The organism is Methylobacterium aquaticum (genome assembly GCF_016804325.1).
Classification (GTDB): Bacteria; Pseudomonadota; Alphaproteobacteria; order Rhizobiales; family Beijerinckiaceae; genus Methylobacterium; species Methylobacterium aquaticum_C.
The window spans coordinates 2,320,371-2,337,820 of the sequence record NZ_CP043627.1 but is presented as its reverse complement, the minus strand read 5'-3'; the positions used below and the strand labels follow the sequence as shown (position 1 = coordinate 2,337,820).

16 protein-coding genes and 1 pseudogene are annotated in these 17,450 nt (G+C 68.9%); 9 read left to right on the top strand and 8 right to left on the bottom strand.

Annotated elements, in window-relative coordinates; translation table 11 throughout:
• Positions 1-193: 193 nt before the first annotated feature.
• Positions 194-538 carry a MarR family transcriptional regulator gene (locus F1D61_RS10490; RefSeq protein WP_203157787.1) on the top strand — a complete coding sequence of 115 codons (345 nt, stop codon included), beginning with the start codon at positions 194-196 and terminating at the stop codon, positions 536-538.
• A gap of 11 nt (positions 539-549) precedes the next feature.
• Here the strand turns inward: F1D61_RS10490 and F1D61_RS10485 are convergent, their stop codons facing one another.
• The 4 genes from F1D61_RS10485 to F1D61_RS10470 form a co-directional block, all read right to left on the bottom strand.
• Positions 550-1,170, bottom strand: coding sequence for a helix-turn-helix domain-containing protein (locus F1D61_RS10485; RefSeq protein ID WP_203157786.1), 621 nt, complete (start codon positions 1,168-1,170; stop codon positions 550-552).
• 136 nt (positions 1,171-1,306) lie between these two features.
• Entirely contained in the window at positions 1,307-2,107 is an 801-nt protein-coding gene (gene thiD / locus F1D61_RS10480; protein ID WP_203157785.1) for a bifunctional hydroxymethylpyrimidine kinase/phosphomethylpyrimidine kinase, read from the bottom strand.
• 28 nt (positions 2,108-2,135) lie between these two features.
• On the bottom strand, positions 2,136-2,840 hold the full coding sequence (gene thiE / locus F1D61_RS10475; RefSeq protein WP_246775817.1) for a thiamine phosphate synthase: 705 nt from the start codon (positions 2,838-2,840) through the stop codon (positions 2,136-2,138).
• Positions 2,841-2,965: 125 nt separating this feature from the next.
• On the bottom strand, positions 2,966-3,949 hold the full coding sequence (locus F1D61_RS10470; protein ID WP_203157783.1) for a DMT family transporter: 984 nt from the start codon (positions 3,947-3,949) through the stop codon (positions 2,966-2,968).
• A gap of 268 nt (positions 3,950-4,217) precedes the next feature.
• Between F1D61_RS10470 and F1D61_RS10465 the strand changes: the two genes are divergently transcribed.
• Positions 4,218-5,093 carry a UDP-2,3-diacylglucosamine diphosphatase gene (locus F1D61_RS10465; RefSeq protein WP_203157782.1) on the top strand — a complete coding sequence of 292 codons (876 nt, stop codon included), beginning with the start codon at positions 4,218-4,220 and terminating at the stop codon, positions 5,091-5,093.
• On the top strand, positions 5,090-6,193 hold the full coding sequence (locus tag F1D61_RS10460) for a glycosyltransferase family 4 protein (protein WP_203157781.1): 1,104 nt from the start codon (positions 5,090-5,092) through the stop codon (positions 6,191-6,193). Before F1D61_RS10465 ends, F1D61_RS10460 begins: the two co-directional genes overlap by 4 nt.
• Before the next feature lie 66 nt (positions 6,194-6,259).
• Here F1D61_RS10460 and F1D61_RS10455 read toward each other — a convergent pair whose 3' ends face one another.
• The 3 genes from F1D61_RS10455 to F1D61_RS10445 all read right to left on the bottom strand — a co-directional run bounded on the left by F1D61_RS10455 (position 6,260) and on the right by F1D61_RS10445 (position 7,668).
• Positions 6,260-6,832 carry a Fic/DOC family protein gene (locus F1D61_RS10455; RefSeq protein ID WP_203157780.1) on the bottom strand — a complete coding sequence of 191 codons (573 nt, stop codon included), beginning with the start codon at positions 6,830-6,832 and terminating at the stop codon, positions 6,260-6,262.
• Positions 6,833-6,839: 7 nt separating this feature from the next.
• Positions 6,840-7,046, bottom strand: a complete 207-nt coding sequence (locus F1D61_RS10450; protein WP_203157779.1) for a hypothetical protein — start codon at positions 7,044-7,046, stop codon at positions 6,840-6,842.
• 178 nt (positions 7,047-7,224) lie between these two features.
• On the bottom strand, positions 7,225-7,668 hold the full coding sequence (locus F1D61_RS10445; protein ID WP_203157778.1) for a DUF488 domain-containing protein: 444 nt from the start codon (positions 7,666-7,668) through the stop codon (positions 7,225-7,227).
• 202 nt (positions 7,669-7,870) lie between these two features.
• Here F1D61_RS10445 and F1D61_RS10440 point away from each other — a divergent pair, with 202 nt between their 5' ends.
• The gene (locus tag F1D61_RS10440; protein WP_203157777.1) at positions 7,871-8,731 is read left to right on the top strand and encodes a glycoside hydrolase family 25 protein; all 861 of its coding nucleotides are present in this window, start codon (positions 7,871-7,873) and stop codon (positions 8,729-8,731) included.
• Positions 8,732-9,042: 311 nt separating this feature from the next.
• Here the strand turns inward: F1D61_RS10440 and F1D61_RS10435 are convergent, their stop codons facing one another.
• Positions 9,043-10,053 (bottom strand): 1-aminocyclopropane-1-carboxylate deaminase, encoded by a 1,011-nt coding sequence (locus F1D61_RS10435; protein ID WP_203159010.1) that lies wholly within the window; start codon positions 10,051-10,053, stop codon positions 9,043-9,045.
• A gap of 167 nt (positions 10,054-10,220) precedes the next feature.
• On the opposite strand from F1D61_RS10435, the gene F1D61_RS10430 reads away from it, so the two are divergent.
• The 5 genes and pseudogenes from F1D61_RS10430 to F1D61_RS10410 all read left to right on the top strand — a co-directional run bounded on the left by F1D61_RS10430 (position 10,221) and on the right by F1D61_RS10410 (position 17,423).
• Positions 10,221-10,685: an Lrp/AsnC family transcriptional regulator gene (locus tag F1D61_RS10430; protein WP_203157776.1), complete on the top strand. Its 465-nt coding sequence runs from the start codon at positions 10,221-10,223 to the stop codon at positions 10,683-10,685.
• Between the two features lie 199 nt (positions 10,686-10,884).
• On the top strand, positions 10,885-13,872 hold the full coding sequence (gene uvrA / locus F1D61_RS10425; protein WP_203157775.1) for an excinuclease ABC subunit UvrA: 2,988 nt from the start codon (positions 10,885-10,887) through the stop codon (positions 13,870-13,872).
• 354 nt (positions 13,873-14,226) lie between these two features.
• A pseudogene (locus F1D61_RS10420) lies at positions 14,227-15,233 on the top strand (transporter).
• Between the two features lie 253 nt (positions 15,234-15,486).
• Entirely contained in the window at positions 15,487-16,458 is a 972-nt protein-coding gene (locus F1D61_RS10415; RefSeq protein ID WP_203157774.1) for a S1C family serine protease, read from the top strand.
• An 815-nt stretch (positions 16,459-17,273) separates the two neighbouring features.
• Entirely contained in the window at positions 17,274-17,423 is a 150-nt protein-coding gene (locus F1D61_RS10410) for a DUF1127 domain-containing protein (RefSeq protein ID WP_082173034.1), read from the top strand.
• The last annotated feature ends 27 nt before the right edge of the window (positions 17,424-17,450 follow it).

Sequence of the window (17,450 nt, the reverse complement as noted above, 5' to 3'; positions counted from 1 at the left end):
CCTCCATTCCCTATCGCGACCTCATCCTGAGGTGTCAGTCGATCGAAGATCGACTGACCTCGAAGGAGGGCTCCAGGGATTGCCGAGACTTCTGGAGCCCTCCTTCGAGGCTCCCTGCGGTCGAATGCGATCTTCGATCGCCAGCACCTCAGGATGAGGTCGCGGGTCGGATCGAGGAGAGGGGGAGCCCGTCATGAGGACCGTGACCATCGGTGTCTCCGGGATCGCGGAGACTCAGGCCCGGTTGAGCGCAGCGTTCCGTGGCGAGAAGCAGGGCGCCTTCATCTCCTTCGCCTCGGTCGAGCAGCTCTGGACCGTGATGACGCCGCGCCGATGGACGTTGCTGCGCGCCCTGGTCGGCCATGAGCCGCAGTCGCTGTCGGCCCTGTCGGATCGGCTGGGCCGCGACGCCGACGAGGTGCAGGCCGACATCGACGCCCTGGCGAAGGCCGGGGTCGTGGAACGCGTGGCGGACGACCGGGTCAGCTTCCCGTTCGATTCGGTCCATGTCGACTTCACGATGGGCCGGGCCGCCTGAGGGCTATCCCCTCACTCCATCACCGCCGCCTTCATGATCACCACCATGATGGCGCGCCCGGTCATGTCGCTGACGCAGCGCACGGTGTGGGGACGGTCGCAGCGGTAGCGCAGAGTCTCGCCGGCCCGGGCCCGCTGGATCGCCCCGGCCACGTCGACCTCGAACTCGCCCTCGGTGACCGACAGGCACTCGACCGAGCCGCGCTGGTGGGCGTCGGAATCGAGCACCCCGCCGGGATCGGCCGAGAGGTCGTACCATTGCAGCCACTCGACCGTCTTGATCCAGCCGATGATGGCGAGCCGCATCCGTCCGTCGTCGGAGACCAGGATCGGCGTGTCGGCCCGGGACGACTTCTCGATGAAGGGTTCTTCGTCGCCGGTGGCGAGCACCCGCTCGATCGAGACGTCGAGGGCCTGGCTCAGGCGCCAGATCGTGGCGAGCGTCGGGTTGGTCTCGTTGCGCTCGATCTGGCTGATGATCGACTTCGCGACGCCCGACTGCTCGGCCAATTCGGAGAGCGACAGGTTGTAGGCCTTGCGCAGGCGCTGGATGGTCTTGCCGAGCTGCCCCGACAGCACCTGTGCCCCGGTCAACAGGTCCTTGCCGCGTTCCCGCCCCCGCTCGACACCCATCGCCCGCCCTTGAACCCCGCTGGATCGTCACGAAGCGTTCCGCATTCCGAACGTCCGTACGCTCCATCAAACGCAATCGCGGGATGGGCGCAAGGGTTCATCCGGCCGCGCAGGGAGATTCCGGGGAGTTGGTGCGTCAGCCCCACCAGGCGTGGAAATGATGCACTGGACCGTTGCCGTGCCCGATCCGGATCCGGTCCGAGGCGGCCAGCGCCGCGCTCAGGTAGGCCTTGGCGGCCCGCGCCGCCTCCGGCAGCGTGAGCGAGCGGGCGAGCCCGGCGGCGATGGCCGCGGACAACGTGCAGCCGGTGCCGTGGGTGTTGCGGGTCGCGATGCGGGGACCTTCGAGGCGCAGGACATGGTCGCCCGGCCCGATCAGCAGATCGACGCTGTCCGGCCCGGCCGCGTGGCCGCCCTTCATCAGGACGGACCGGGGCCCGAGCGCCAGGAGGCGCCGTCCCTGGTCGAGCATCGCGGCCTCGGTCGTCGCGATCCCCTCCCCCAGCAGCACCGCGGCCTCGGGCAGGTTCGGGGTCAGCAGGGCGGCGTGGGGCACGAGCTTGACCCGCAGCGCCTCGACCGCGTCGTCGGCGAGCAGCCGGTCGCCGCTCGTCGCCACCATCACCGGATCGAGGACCAGGGGCAGGCCGGCGCCATGGCGGGCGAGGCCTTCGGCCACCGCCGCGATCGTCGGGATGCGCGAGAGCATGCCGATCTTCACCGCCTTCACGTCGAGGTCGGTGAAGACGCTCTCGATCTGGCGGGCGACGAATTCGGGCTCGACGTCGTGGATCGCCTGGACGCCGCGGGTGTTCTGGGCTGTGAGCGCGGTGATCACGCTGGCGCCGTAGACGCCGAGCGCCGAGAAGGTCTTGAGATCGGCCTGGATGCCGGCGCCGCCGCCGGAATCCGAGCCCGCGATCGTGACGGCGATCATGCCTGGCCTCCGATCGTGCGACACCCGATCATGCCGAACCTCTGGCGGCGAGCGCCCCGTCGATCACGCCGCGCAGGTCGCGCGCCCGCGCCTCGACGTCGCGGCCGGTGCCGAACAGGGCCGAGATCAGCGCGATCCCGTCCGCCCCCGCCCCGATCGTCGCCGCGGCGTTGCTGCGGTCGATCCCCGCGATCGCCCCGACCGGCAGGTTGCCGCCACGGGCGAGGCGGGCCCGGAAGACGATGCGGTTGAGCCCGTCGAGCCCGACCGGCGGGTCCGGGTTGTTCTTGCTGGTGGTGGAAAAGACGCCGCCGATGCAGGCGTAATCGACCGGCAGGCGATAGAGCTCGTCGGCCTGGGCGGCGTTCTTGACGGTGAGCCCGATGATCGCGCCGCGGGGCAGGAGGCGCCTCGCATCGGCCGGGTGCAGGTCCTCCTGGCCGAGATGCACGCCCTCGAGGCCGGCGGCCAGCGCCAGGTCGACCCGGTCGTTCATCAGGAGCGGCACGCCGGTGCCCTGGAGAGCCGCGTGGATCCGGCGCAGGCGCGCCACGGTCTCGCGGGCGTTGGCGATCGTCTTCTCGCGGTATTGCAGCAGGGTGCATCCCCCCGCCGCGGCCTCCGCCGCCATCCGGGCGAGGTGCTCGGCGTCGCCGCCGCACACCCCGACATCGAGGAGGCCGTAGAGCCGCAGGTCCACCGGCGCGGTCGCGTGCCCGCCCTCGGACTTCACGAGCGTGCTCCTGTGGGGCGGGGGCATGCGGGCATGGGGCGCTTCCTGCTGGGCCCGGCGATCGCGGGCCGATCGGCGATCCCCCGGAGTAAGGGCGAGCGAGCGGGGGCGTCAACGGCCCGTCTTCAGCCCGCCCGCGCCCCGCCGGCCGCCGCCTCGCGGGCCCGCTCCACCACCAGGCGCCGCTCGCGCCAGACCACGAACACGCCGGCCGCCGCCACGATGCCGCCGCCGACCGCGATCGCGGCCGTGGGAAGCTGGCCGAACACGAACCAGCCGATCAGCACCGACCACAGCATGGTGGTGTACTCGAACGGCGCGACCAGCGAGGCGTCGCCGTGGCGGTAGCTCTCGGTGAGCAGGATCTGGCCGATGCCGCCGAGCACGCCGACGACCACGAACAGGGCGAGATCCGACCAGCCCGGCATCTTCCAGCCGAGAGCCAGGGTCGAGAGGCCGAGCAGCGAGGTGAACAGGAAGAAGTACAGCACGATGGCGCCGGTGCGCTCGGTGCCGGTGAGCTTGCGCACCTGGATGGTGGCCGCCGCCGAGCAGGCCGCGGCCAGGATCGCGAACAGGGCGCCGGCGGCGCCGCCGCCATTCGATCCGCCGAACTCGAGATGGGGGGCGAGCGTGATCAGCACCCCGAGGAAGCCGACCGAGACGCCGGCCCAGCGATAGGCCTGGACCCGCTCGCGCAGCACCACGGCCGCCAGCACCACGACGAGGATCGGCGAGGCGTAGCCGATCGCCACCGCGTCGGAGAGCGGCAGGTAGGAGAGGCCGGCGAAGCCCGCGAACATCCCGCAGGCCCCGATGATGCTGCGCAGCACGTGGCCCTTGAGGTTCTGCGTGCGCACGGCGTCGATCACCCCGCCCTGCCAGCGCAGCCACAGCAGCAGCGGCGCGATGGCGATGAAGCAGCGGAAGAACACGATCTCGCCGGTCGGGAACCGGTCGGCCAGGACCTTCACCCCGGCGGACATCAGCGTGAAGGCGAGCGCCGAGAGAACCTTCAGCCCGATCCCCAGATAGGGTCGCGCGGCCGCGCGGCCCGACGCGCCAGATCCGGTGACCGACCGGCCGGGGACGACGAGGGGGGCTGCCATGGGCGTGGTGCTTTTCTTGCGGAGAAGCGGGGGAGAGGCCGGCCGCGAGGCGCGGCGGGGCGTCCTGTCAGAACCACGGATCGGCACGGCCGAGATAGAGGTTTGCTCGGGCGTCTGACCTGCGCGATCCGCATGGTGGATGTTAAGCCTTCGCCAATGGATTCCGGCTTGCCGCCCCCGGCGGTGGTGTCCGGCTCCGTCCCCGCGTCATCAAAGTGATACGCGAATAGGGTTTGGCTGGCGCGAGACGCCGCCAAGGAGAATGCACGTGGCCGAGGACGCCGACGCGCTTCGCGTGCGAACCCTGTTCCTCTCGGATCTCCATCTGGGGACGAAGGGCTGCCAGGCCGATTTGCTGCTCGACTTCCTGCGCGAGGTCGATGCCGACGAAATCTACCTCGTCGGCGACATCGTCGACGGCTGGAAGCTGCGCTCGGGCTGGTACTGGCCGCAATCGCACAACGACGTGGTGCAGAAGCTCTTGCGGAAGGTGCGCAAGGGGTCTCGCCTCGTCTACGTGCCGGGCAACCACGACGAGTTCCTGCGCGACTTCCTCGACATGCATTTCGGCGGCATCGAGATCCAGGATCAGGTGCTGCACGAGGCGGCGGACGGCAAGCGCTACCTCGTCATCCACGGCGACCAGTTCGACCTCGTGGTCCGCCACGCCCGCTGGCTGGCCCTGCTCGGCGACGGCGCCTACACGGCGGCGCTCTTCGTCAACACCCATCTCAACTGGGTGCGCCGGCGCCTCGGCCTGACCTACTGGTCGCTCTCGGCCTGGGCCAAGCTCAAGGTCAAGAACGCCGTCAACTTCATCGGCCGCTTCGAGGAGTTCCTGATCGCCGAGGCCCGCCGGGCCGAGGCCGACGGGGTGATCTGCGGCCATATCCACCACGCGGCGAGCCGCATGGTCGACGGTCTGCACTACCTCAATACCGGCGACTGGGTCGAATCCTGCACCGCGGTGGTCGAGCATTACGACGGCACGATGGAGGTGATCCGCTTCGCCGAGTGGAAGCGGGCCCATGCCGAGGCGGGGCAGCCCCTCACCTCCCGCGGCACCCCGGTCGAGGAACTGGCGTCCGCCGCCCGCGCGCCCTTGCCCGCCCCTTCCGTCGCCGGCACCCGGGCGGTCGCGTGAGGCTCCTCGTCGCGACCGATGCCTGGCATCCCCAGGTCAACGGGGTCGTCCGCTCCCTCGAGCACATGATGGCGGCGGGGCGCCGGCGCGGCCACGACCCGGTGATGCTGACGCCGCTGGACTTCGCCAGCGTGCCCTTGCCGGGCTATTCCGAGATCCGGCTCTCGCTCGTCACCGCCCGCGGCGTCGCCGCCCGGTTCCCAGCTCTCGCGCCGACCCACGTCCACATCGCCACCGAGGGGCCGATCGGGCTCGCCACCCGCCGGGTCTGCCTGGCGCAGGGGCGGCCCTTCACCACGAGCTACCACACCCGCTTCCCCGAATACCTCGCTGCCCGCCTGCCGGTGCCGGAACGCTGGAGCTATGCGTGCCTGCGCCGCTTCCACGGTGCGGCGAGCGGCACGATGGTGAGCACGCCGTCCCTGGAGCGTGATCTGACCGGGCGCGGCTTCACCCGGCTCATGCGCTGGACCCGCGGCGTCGATACCGAGCTGTTTCGCCCCCGCGACGGTGAATTACTGCCGGAGGCACTGTCGGGCCTGCCCCGCCCGTTCTTCCTGTTCGTCGGGCGGCTCGCGGTGGAGAAGAACGTCGAGGCCTTCCTGCGCCTCGACCTCCCCGGCACCAAGCTCGTCGTCGGCGACGGGCCGGACCGGGCGCGGCTCGCCGGGATCGCTCCCGCGGCGCGCTTCCTCGGCACGCTCACCGGCGAGGCCCTGGCCCGCGTCTATGCGGCCTCCGACGTCTTCGTCTTCCCGAGCCTGACCGACACCTTCGGCATCGTGCTCCTGGAGGCCCTGGCGAGCGGGCTGCCGGTGGCGGCCTATCCGGTCACCGGCCCGCTCGACGTGATCGGCGGCACGGCAGTCGGGGTTCTCGACCACGATCTCGGTGCGGCGGCTCGCGCGGCCCTCGCGATCCCGCGCGAGGCCTGCCGCGCGGAGGCGCTGCGCTACACCTGGGAGGCGAGCGCCGACCAGTTCTACGGCAATATCGAGCGGGCCCACGCGGAGGGGGCACCGGCCCGGCGCGGGCGGCGGCTCGGGTTGCTGCGGGCGTTGCCGGGCGAAACGCCCATGCCGCGGGTGGGCGAGGGCTGAAGCCGCTGGCACTGGCTACACGCATCCGTGGCCCGTCTCGCCGTGAACCGTGATGCGCCGATCCCGCTATACGATGAGCGCCATGAGATGCGTCGCCAGCGGCTCTTCGTTGCCGTGGAAGCTGGCGATCATGGCTGACAGGAACGCGGCCGGATCAAGCCGCCCGAGATCGAGTGGATGTCCGGCTTGAGCCGCGAGCAGGGCGACGAAGGCGAGCTGCGCACGGCCGTTGCCGTCCCGGAAGGCGTTGATGGCGTTCAGCTCGGCAAGGAAATGTGCCGCGCCGGCTGCGAAACCGGCCCTATCCCGTCGGCGAAGGACTCCGCTCCGCCGGAGATTCTCGAACACGCGTCGTAGTTCGATAGCGAGACGCTCCGGGTAGCAGAAGACGCTGTCGCCCTTGGAGATGCGGACCGTGCGCAGCCGTCCCGCCCACGGATAGACGTCCTGGAAGATGTGGTGGTGAACGGCGCGATAATGTCGAACGCTCCAGCGTCCTCCCGGCATCGCTTCTTGAAAACGGCGTGCCGTTGCGATCGCCTCGAACCGATCGAGTTCGGCGTGTGTGATCAGGCCGGGTATATTTTTGAGAACAGTCGAATTTGGATAGCAGTACGGGTCGGAAATGGACTCGTACATGAAGTCGTCAAGCCAGTTTCCGTCCGTACTTTTCCGTGATGAAGCGCGTGCGCTCCTCGGAGCTCATGCTGCGCTGCTCGAATGCGTGAAGGTCGCGCTTCATCTCGTCGGTGAGCCGGATTCCTTCGATGGCGCTGATCTTCTCGAACGCGCCGAGCCCGAGGACGAGTCCTCCAGACAGCTTCTTCACTTTGCCGGCGCGTGCTTTGCTCATGCGTCGAGGTTAGCACGATCGACGGCTCCTGCCATCACGTCCGGCGATCGGCTGGGAAGAGGAGCCTGAAATCCCTCGACCACATGACGGTGCGCGGTAGCGAGGCGGTTCAGGCCGATTCGGCGAGCAAACACGGATTCATCGTCCCGGCGCGGGAATGCGGCCGCTCTCCCGCACCTCACGCGAACAGATCCACCACCGCGAACCCCCTCCCCGCCAGCCGCTCGCTCAGGATCCGCCGGTGGCAGCGTTCGGGGTCGCGCTCGAAGCAGAGCAGGCAGGTCGGCCCGGCCTCGGCCAGAGCCGTCAATTCGTCGAGGGCGGCCTGGCCTGTGCCGGTTTCCAGCACCTCCTCGCAGTAGATCCGGCGCATCAGCCCGGCATCATGGGCGCGGGCCGCCTCGCGGCCGGCCTTCGGCGTGCCTAAGGTGCGCAGATGCGTGTAGCCGATGCCCGCTTCGGTCAGGCCAGCGGCGAGCGCGGTCTTCGAGAAGCCGCGCTTGCGCGAAGCCGCCACAGCCCGCACATCGGCGAGTCTCGCCACCCCGGCCGCGCGCAAGGCAGCGGTGAAGCGCTCGGTATCCGCGCCTTCGTACCCGATGGTAAACAGAACCTTGGCCATGGCCCGTCCCGGCAAAGATGAGATCTGGCGGGGGCTTATGCCCGATGGGGGAGGCGCGGGCGAGCCGCCGGGAGGCCTTACGTGGCTTATCCGCCACGCGTTTCGGAATTCCGTCGCGATCCCGTCAAGGTCCCATTAACCGGCCCCGTCGCATCGAATAGCCATAGTGTTCCGCGTGAAGTCAGGCCGCGCCCCGATGCCGATGGAGTCGACGATCCTCTCCGCCCCGTGGTCCTCCGCCGTGTCGCGCGGCCTTCGGTGGGGCAAGCGCGCCCTGGCGGCGGCGAGCCTCGCCGCGCTCGCGGCCTGTGCCGGCGGCGGCGCCGATTTCTACCCGACCAAGGGCGACGTGAAGCCCCATCCGGGCGTCGCCAAGGCGAAGCTGCACCCGATCCAGGGCATCGACGTCTCGAAGTGGCAGGGCCCGATCGACTGGATGTCGGTGAAGGGCGCCGGCACCCAGTTCGCCTACATCAAGGCGACCGAGGGCGGCGACCACGTCGACGATCGATTCCGCGAGAACTGGGACGGCGCCGGCCGGGCCGGCGTGCCGCGCGGCGCCTACCATTTCGTGTTCTGGTGCCGCTCGGCCAAGGACCAGATGGACTGGTTCAAGCGCAACGTTCCCAACGACCCCACCGCCCTCCCCCCGGTCCTCGACGTCGAGTGGAACGGCCATTCGCAGCTCTGCCCGAAGAAGCTGCCCAAGGCCCAGGCGCTCGCCATGACCGAGTACATGCTGCGGGAGATGGAGATCTATACCGGCAAGCGGCCGATCATCTACACCGACATCACCTTCCACAAGGACGTGCTGGAGGGCGAGCTGCCGGATTACCCGCATTGGGTCCGCTCCACCGCGGCCGAGCCGGAGCAGCGCTACGCCAACCGCGACTGGATGCTGTGGCAGTTCACCTCGACCGGCCGGGTGCCGGGGGTGCGCGGCGACGTCGACCGCAACGCCTTCTACGGCACCAAGGCCGAATGGGCCTCGTTCCTCGCCACCGATTGCGACCCGCGGCACCATCGGCGGTTGTCGGAGGCGGGGTTGTGCACCGACAAGTGACGGTTATTGAGTATCGAAGATGAAGAAGCCCGGTCCGTGACGAGCGGCCGGGCTTCTTCTTTTCGCATGGATGGTTTCTCGCGATCGGATCTGACATTCTCAGTGTCATCCCGGGGCTCGGCAAAGCCGAGAACCCGGGATCCATAAACGCTGACGTGGAAGAACGAGGCGGTCTGCGTACCGCTTCATCCTGCATCGTCGGCGGTTATGGATCCCGGGTTCCGCTGCGCGGCCCCGGGATGACACGGAGGGTGGCACATCCGTCGGTGCGCTCGGGGCGAGCATCAGCCGCCGAGCGCGCCCCGCCCGCCTCAGCCGTTACGGAACGTATAGCTGTAGCCGTTCAGCGCCGGCGCGCCGCCGAGATGCGCGTAGAGCACCTTCGAGCCCTTGGGGAAGAAGCCCTTCTGGACGAGGTCGATCATGCCCTGCATCGACTTGCCCTCGTAGACCGGGTCTGTGATCATCGCCTCGAGCCGGGCCGCGAGGCGGATCGCCTCGACCGTCTCCTTCGAGGGCACGCCGTAGACCGGGTAGGCGTAGTCCTCCTTGATGACCACGTCGTCCTCGGTGATCTCGCCGGCACCCACCAGAGCCGAGGTGTTGCGGGCGATCTCGAGCACCTGCGCCCGGGTCTGGGCCGGGGTGCAGGAGGCGTCGATGCCGATGACCTTGTCGGCGCGGCCGTCGGGCTTGAAGCCGACCACCATGCCGGCATGGGTCGAGCCGGTGACGGTGCAGACGATGATGTAGTCGAAGCGGATGCCCATCTCGGCCTCCTGCTTGCGGACTTCCTCCGCGAAGCCGACATAGCCCAGGCCGCCGAACTTGTGCACCGAGGCACCGGCGGGAATCGCGTAGGGCTTGCCGCCCTTGGCCTTCACGTCCTCGATCGCCTGTTTCCAGCTGTCGCGGATGCCGATGTCGAAGCCCTCGTCGACGAGTTGCGATTCGGCGCCCATGATCCGCGTCAGCATGATGTTGCCGACCCGGTCGTAGACCGCATCCTCGTGCGGCACCCAGGCTTCCTGGATCACCCGGCACTTCATGCCGATCTTGGCCGCCACCGCCGCCACCATGCGGGTGTGGTTCGACTGCACGCCGCCGATCGACACCAGGGTGTCGGCATTCGAGGCGATCGCGTCCGGCACGATGTATTCGAGCTTGCGCAGCTTGTTGCCGCCATAGGCGAGGCCCGAATTGCAGTCCTCGCGCTTGGCGTAGATCTCGACGTCGCCGCCCAGATGCGCGGTCAGGCGCGGCAGGTGCTCGATCGGGGTCGGGCCGAAGGTCAGGGGGTAGCGCTCGAACTGCGACAGCATCGATTGGGTCATCGCCGGGGTCCTGTGTGGAAGCCGCGTTCACCCTATCAGGCGTTCGATGAAAGGTGCTCTCGAATAGCACCGATATTTGGATCGAGGAACGTTTGTTTTTGCCATCCTCGTGCTACGAGCATCCATCTTCGGGCTTCTGGATGGAAGGATCTCTCATGAGCACCGGGCTCGACCGCATCGACATGAAAATTCTGCGGCTCCTGCAAGAGGATGGCCGGATCGGCAACGCCGAGCTCGCCAAGCGCGTCAACACCAGCCCGGCCACCTGCCACCGTCGCACCCAGCGCCTGTTCGACGAAGGATACTTGCGCGGCGTGCGCGGCGTGGTGGCGCCCGAGAAGGTCGGGCGTGGCTCGCTGGTCCTGGTCGGCGTGGTGCTCGACCGCTCGACGCCGGAGAGCTTCTCAGCCTTCGAGACGGCAGCGCTCGCCATGCCGACCCTGCTCGACTGCCACCTCGTCGCCGGCGACTTCGACTACTTCCTCAAGATCCGCGTCTCCGACATGGCCGACTTCAACCGGATGCACAGCGAGATCCTGATCGCCCTGCCCGGCGTGCGCCAGACCCGGACCTTCTTCGTCATGAAGGAGGTGATCGACAACGCGCCGCTCAGCTTGTGAGATCGCGGCGGTTGCCGATGTACGCAGTTTGTTCTAGTCATCGATCGAGATTGTCCGGAGCCTTGGCCCGGAGGCCCCGGCGCCCCATCTGGTCAACCAATACGGTCGACAGGGTTCTCGGCATCGCGGGCTCCCGGCCGGTCCCCGGTCCCACCAAGCCTGGCCGCGCCCCGTTGGCGGCGGCCCGGAGCCTTCCTGCATGGCCTCTCTCGACAAGCTCTTCGACCGTTCCGCGGACGCGCGCGTGATCGCGGTGCGGGGTGCCCGCGAGCACAACCTGAAGAACGTCGACCTGACGATCCCGCGCGACAAGCTGGTGGTGTTCACCGGCCTGTCCGGCTCGGGCAAGTCGTCGCTCGCCTTCGACACCATCTACGCGGAAGGGCAGCGCCGCTACGTCGAGTCGCTCTCGGCCTATGCGCGCCAGTTCCTCGAGATGATGTCGAAGCCCGACGTCGACCAGATCGACGGGCTGTCGCCGGCGATCTCGATCGAGCAGAAGACCACCTCGAAGAACCCGCGCTCGACGGTCGGCACCGTCACGGAGATCTACGACTACATGCGCCTCCTGTGGGCGCGGGTCGGCATCCCGTACTCGCCGGCCACCGGCCTGCCGATCGAGAGCCAGACGGTCAGCCAGATGGTCGACCGGGTGCTGGCTTTGCCCGAAAAGACCCGGCTCTACCTGCTGGCCCCCGTCGTGCGCGGCCGCAAGGGCGAGTACCGCAAGGAGATCGCCGAGTTCCAGAAGAAGGGCTTCCAGCGCCTGCGCATCGACGGCGAGTACTACGCCATCGACGACGTGCCGAAGCTCGACAAGAAGCTCAAGCACGACATCGACGTGGTGGTTGACCGGATCGTGGTGCGGGCCGACATGGCGTCGCGGCTGGCCGATTCGTTCGAGACCGCCCTGGAACTGGCCGACGGCATCGCGGTCGTGACCTTCGCCGATGCCCCCGAGGAGGGCGAGGCGCCCGAACCCATCACCTTCTCGTCGCGCTTCGCCTGCCCGGTCTCCGGCTTCACGATCCCGGAGATCGAGCCGAGATTGTTCTCCTTCAACAACCCCTTCGGCGCCTGTCCGACCTGCGGCGGCATCGGCCACGAGATGCGGATCGACCCGACGCTGGTCATCGCCGACGAGTCCTTCAGCCTGTCGCGCGGCGCCGTCGCGCCCTGGGCGAAATCCACCTCGCCCTATTACGGCCAGACCCTGGAGGCGCTGGCGCGTCACTACCGCTTCCGCACCGACACGCCGTGGTCGAAGCTCACCGAGGCCGCCCGCCAGGTGGTGCTCTACGGGTCCGACGGCGACGAGATCCGCTTCGCCTACAATGATGGGCTTCGCGCCTACGAGGTGTCGAAGCCGTTCGAGGGCGTGATTCCGAACCTCGAGCGGCGCTACAAGGAGACCGACAGCGACACCGCGCGGGAGGATATCGGCCGGTTCATGGCCGAGACGCCGTGCTCGGCCTGCGGCGGCAAGCGGCTGAAGCCCGAGGCCCTGGCGGTGAAGATCGCCGGCTCCGACATCGGCGACGCCACGGTCCTGTCGGTGCGCGACGCCCATCGCTGGTTCGGCGACTTGCCCGAGCACCTGACGCAGAAGCAGAACGAGATCGCGGTTCGCATCCTCAAGGAGATTCGCGACCGGCTGACCTTCCTGGTCGATGTCGGGCTGGAATACCTGACGCTCGCCCGCGGCTCGGGCTCCCTGTCGGGCGGCGAGAGCCAGCGCATTCGCCTCGCCTCGCAGATCGGCTCCGGGCTGTCCGGCGTCCTCTACGTCCTCGACGAACCCTCGATCGGCCTGCACCAGCGCGACAACGAGCGCCTGCTCGGCACGCTGAAGCGCCTGCGCGACCTCGGCAACTCGGTCATCGTGGTCGAGCACGACGAGGACGCGATTTTGCAAGCCGATTACGTCGTCGATGTCGGCCCCGGCGCCGGCATCCATGGCGGGCGGATCGTGGCACAGGGCACGCCGCCGGAATTGCTGGCCGACCCGAACTCGCTCACCGCCAAGTACCTCACCGGCGCCCTCTCCGTGCGGGTGCCGAAGATGCGCCGCAAGGCCAAGACGGTCCCGGCCGCCACGAAGGGCGAAAAGCCTGCGCCGCAGATGCTGCGCCTCGTCGGCGCACGCGGCAACAACCTGAAGGACGTGACCGCGGAGATCCCGCTCGGCACCTTCACCTGCATCACCGGGGTCTCGGGTGGTGGCAAGTCGACGCTCGTCGTCGACACGCTCTACAAGGCGGTGGCGCGCAAGCTCAACGGCACACTGGAGCATCCCGCCCCGCACGATCGCCTCGAAGGGCTGGAGCATCTCGACAAGGTCATCGACATCGACCAGTCGCCGATCGGGCGCACGCCGCGGTCGAACCCCGCGACGTATATCGGCGCCTTCACGCCGATCCGCGACTGGTTCGCCGGCCTGCCCGAGGCCAAGGCGCGGGGCTACCAGCCCGGCCGGTTCTCGTTCAACGTCAAGGGCGGGCGCTGCGAGGCCTGCTCGGGCGACGGCGTCATCAAGATCGAGATGCACTTCCTGCCCGACGTCTACGTCACCTGCGACGTCTGCAAGGGCAAGCGCTACGACCGCGAGACCCTGGAGGTGAAGTACCGCGAGCGCTCGATCGCCGACGTGCTCGACATGACGGTGGAGGAGGCGGCCGACCTGTTCAAGGCGGTGCCGGCGATCCGCGAGAAGCTCGAGACCCTGGCCCGGGTCGGCCTCGGCTACGTCCGGGTCGGCCAGCAGGCCACGACGCTCTCGGGCGGCGAAGCCCAGCGCGTGAAGCTCTCCAAGGAGTTGTCGAAGCGCGCCACCGGCCGCACCCTCTACATCCTCGACGAGCCGACCACCGGCCTGCACTTCCACGATGTCGCCAAGCTGATGGAGGTGCTGCACGAGCTGGTCGACCAGGGCAACAGCGTCGTGGTGATCGAGCACAACCTCGAGGTGATCAAGACCGCCGACTGGGTGATCGACATGGGCCCGGAGGGCGGCGACGGCGGCGGCGTGATCGTCGCGCAGGGCACGCCCGAGGACATCGCCGCCTCGGAGGCGAGCCATACCGGCCGCTTCCTGCGCGAGGTCCTGGCCCGCCGCCCCGCCGCGAAGCCGGCCGCGAAGGCGCCGCGGGCGCGCAAGCCGGCGACCAGCAAGCAGGCGGCGGAGTAGATTCACGCCCCAAAACCCCCGCGAAGCTTGGCCGCACGGGCGCGAAACCCGCCTGTGCGGCGCAGCAAGCCGGCATTTGTTGCCGATTTCTTGCTCTGTACCACCAAAGTACAAAGTGGCGCCCGCATGACGAGAATGCGTCATTTGCGCAACGCTGCCGCATCCTCTGCCTCTCCAGCGAGCAAAGGGCTGGCAATCCGGGACAATCTGGAAGACCATCGTGGTGTTCAGACTGTGTCGCCGGGCGGGGGCCGGGTGCAACAGGGCTTCGGTCGAAGCGCGCTGCGACGACGCGCGGATCGAGCCTGCGATTCGACGTGCCCCGGTCCGTTATCATTTAGGGAAGGAAGGACCATGGGCAAGTATTGGCTGGCCGCGGGGGCGGCTGCCCTGTCGTTGAGCGTTTCGGCGAATGCCGCCTTCGCGCAAACCACGACGGTTCCGGGTGAGCAGGTCGGCCTCGCGATCGGCGCGCCGCTGCCCGAGGGTGTCTATGCCATCAACACCTTCACCTATCGCAGCCCGGACGGCCCGAACCTCACCTCCACCGACACCGCGGTCAACATCCCGGTCCTGGTTTGGTCGACCCCGTGGAAGATCCTCGGCGCCCGCGTCGAGGCCGTGGTCGCTCCGCCGACCGTGTTCACCTTCTCCCGCGCCCCCGGCGGCCGCGACACCAGCATCAACGTCGGCACCTTCGTCGGCGGCATCTTCGCCTGGGATCTCGGCAACAACATCGGCGTCAGCTACCTGTCCGGGGCGTCTACCTCAACGAACTGAATGCCGGCCGCGGCGGCGGCCTGCCGATCCTGGCCTCGAACACCTACCGCCAGGGCTTCGCCATCAGCTATACCGGCGACGGCTGGAACGTCACCGCCAACCTCACCTACAACTTCTACGACACGCCGGCCCGCTTCAGCGGCCGCAACGGCATCCCGGGCTTCTACGGCAGCCAGTTCCCGACCGACGCCCTCAACCTCGACCTGACCGCGACCAAGAAGTTCGGCAAGTTCGAGATCGGCGCCATCGGCTACGGCACCGCCAACCTGCCGAACCGCGCCCAGCTCGCCAACGCCGCGCCCTGCGCCGGCAACTTCGCCACCTGCGGCACGGTGGTGGGCGGCGGCGGCGGCCGCTTCGCCCTCGGCGGCCTCGTCGGCTACGATTTCGGCAAGTTCACGGTCCAGGCCTGGGTCGCCCGCGACGTCGCCACCTCGGCGCGCCAGATCTCGCCGCTCACCGGCCTGGCGACCGACCGCCGCGCCTACTCGACCGAGGGCTGGTTCCGCGTCGTCGCCCCGCTCTACACCGTCGCGGCGGCGCCCGAGCCGGCGCCGGTGCCGCTGGTCCGCAAGTACTGAGGACGGTTCGGGCCCGGCACCTGTCCGGGCCCGTTCGAGAGTATCCAAGCGGCGCCTCCTCCGAGACGCCTCGTTTCGAGACCCCTCCTCTCCCGCCCGGCTCGTCGAGCCGGGCGTTCTTGTGTGTGGCGCAAGCGATGCCTGTTGCGCCCGGCTCCGCGACCTATAACGGGAGCGAACGGGCGGGGCGTCGCGCTCCGCCGGACGACACGAGACACGGGGCGCGCACGAGACGCCCCGGCAGGAGACCATCATGGCGGCGCCCGGCGACTGGAAGATTCCCTCCGCGGTGCAGCCCCGCCCCTCCGCCTATTCCTACGATCTCGACCAGACCCTGACCGCCGTCGTCGCCCTGTCCTCGCGGGTGCCCGAGGGGGCCTACACCGCCGAGATCCTGGGCACCGAGCGGGCCGGCAACGGCGTCCTGATCGGCGAGGACGGGCTGGTCCTCACCATCGGCTACCTGATCACCGAAGCCGAGAGCATCTGGCTCACCGCCCATGACGGCCGCACCGCGCCGGGCCACGTGGTCGGCTACGACGCCGCCACCGGATTCGGCCTGGTCCAGGCGCTGGGCCGCCTCGACCTGCCGTACCTGCCCCTCGGCAGCGCCGCGGACCTGCGCGTCGGCGACCGTCTGGTGATGGCCGGGGCCGGCGGCCGTACCCGCGCCGTCGCCGCCGAGGTGGTGGCCCGGCAGGAATTCGCCGGCTACTGGGAATATCTCCTCGACGACGCGATCTTCACCGCGCCCTCGCATCCGCATTGGGGCGGCGCGGCGCTGATCGGCCCGGCGGGCGAGCTCACCGGCCTCGGCTCGCTGCAATTGCAGCAGGGCGGGCGCGACAGCCGCCCGATCAACATGGCGGTGCCGATCGATCTCCTGAAGCCGATCCTGAACGACCTGACCACGTTGGGCCGGGTCTCCGGCCCGCCCCGCCCCTGGCTCGGCCTCTACGCCACCGAGATGGACGACCAGGTCGTGGTGATGGGCCTCTCGCCTCGCGCGCCCGCCGAGACGGCCGACCTGCGCGCCGGCGACATCCTGCTGGCGGTGGGCCAGACCGAGGTGGCCGACCTCGCGGGCTTCCTGCGCGCCGTCTGGGCGCTCGGCCCCGCCGGCATCACCGTGCCGCTGACCGTGAACCGCGACGGGCGGACCTTGACCATTCCGGTCGTGTCGGCGGACCGCGCGTCCTTCCTGGTGGCGCCGCGGCTGCATTGAGGGCGGCTGCAGCTCGTTTTCTTCCTGCGACAGCGGGGCTGTTCAGGAAAGCCTCCAGGGCGAGACGATCGCGGGATCCCCTCTCCAGGCAATGCCGGGCTAGCCCAGTATCGCGGCAAGGTGTGGGAGAGGGGTAGGGGCGATCGAAGATCGCACAGGCTGGAAACGGCGCCGGATAAATCCGAGCCGTTCCGCTGCCGGCACGACGCTGTCAGCTTTCCCCTGAAACGTGCCACTCTCACCCCCAACCCCCTCCCACCAGGGAGAGGGAGACGCGCAACGATTTTCTCCGGACGACCCTGCCGCAAGGGGGAGAAACCGCGTCATTCGTCTCATGCATCGCTGTTCGACACATGCTGACGGGCGAGTCGGCGCACCCGTCCGGTCCGGGACGCCTCGCGGCGTGTGAAGGCGGGAGCCTGCGCCCCATGCAGACACGCGCATGCTGCCAGAATCGGCACCGACCGCGCGTGTTGCCGCACTGCACACCGGCTCATCACCGACTGCCGCCTGCCTGTGCTTCACCCCTCCCGAGCATCCCTTGGCCCCCCGCCGGCACCACCGCCCTTCGCGTGTGCAGCATAGTGCCTAAATGCCCGCAATCCTTGCGCTTCATGCGCCAGAGTGCTGCCAAATCGGCGAGCACAGGGGTTGGTTGACGATTCCCTGCGCGCTGCATGCGGATCGTGCATGGCTGGCTTACGCGACTCCCTCTCCCACCACCGCAGCCGTTTCCCATATGGTGCGTTGCAACAGAGACAGGCAGCCGCTGCCGAAACGGTTCGCACCGGCTGCCCGTCCAGAGGTCAAATCCGATGTTCGTCTCCCTCATCCTCAGCAAGATCCGCTCCTACCTCCGCTACCGCGAGACCGTGCACGAGCTGTCGCGCCTCTCGGACCGCGAGCTCGACGATCTCGGCATCAGCCGCTTCGAGATCCAGGGCATCGCCCGCTCGGTCGCGTAAAGCGCCTCTCCGCGTACCAGTACCGCG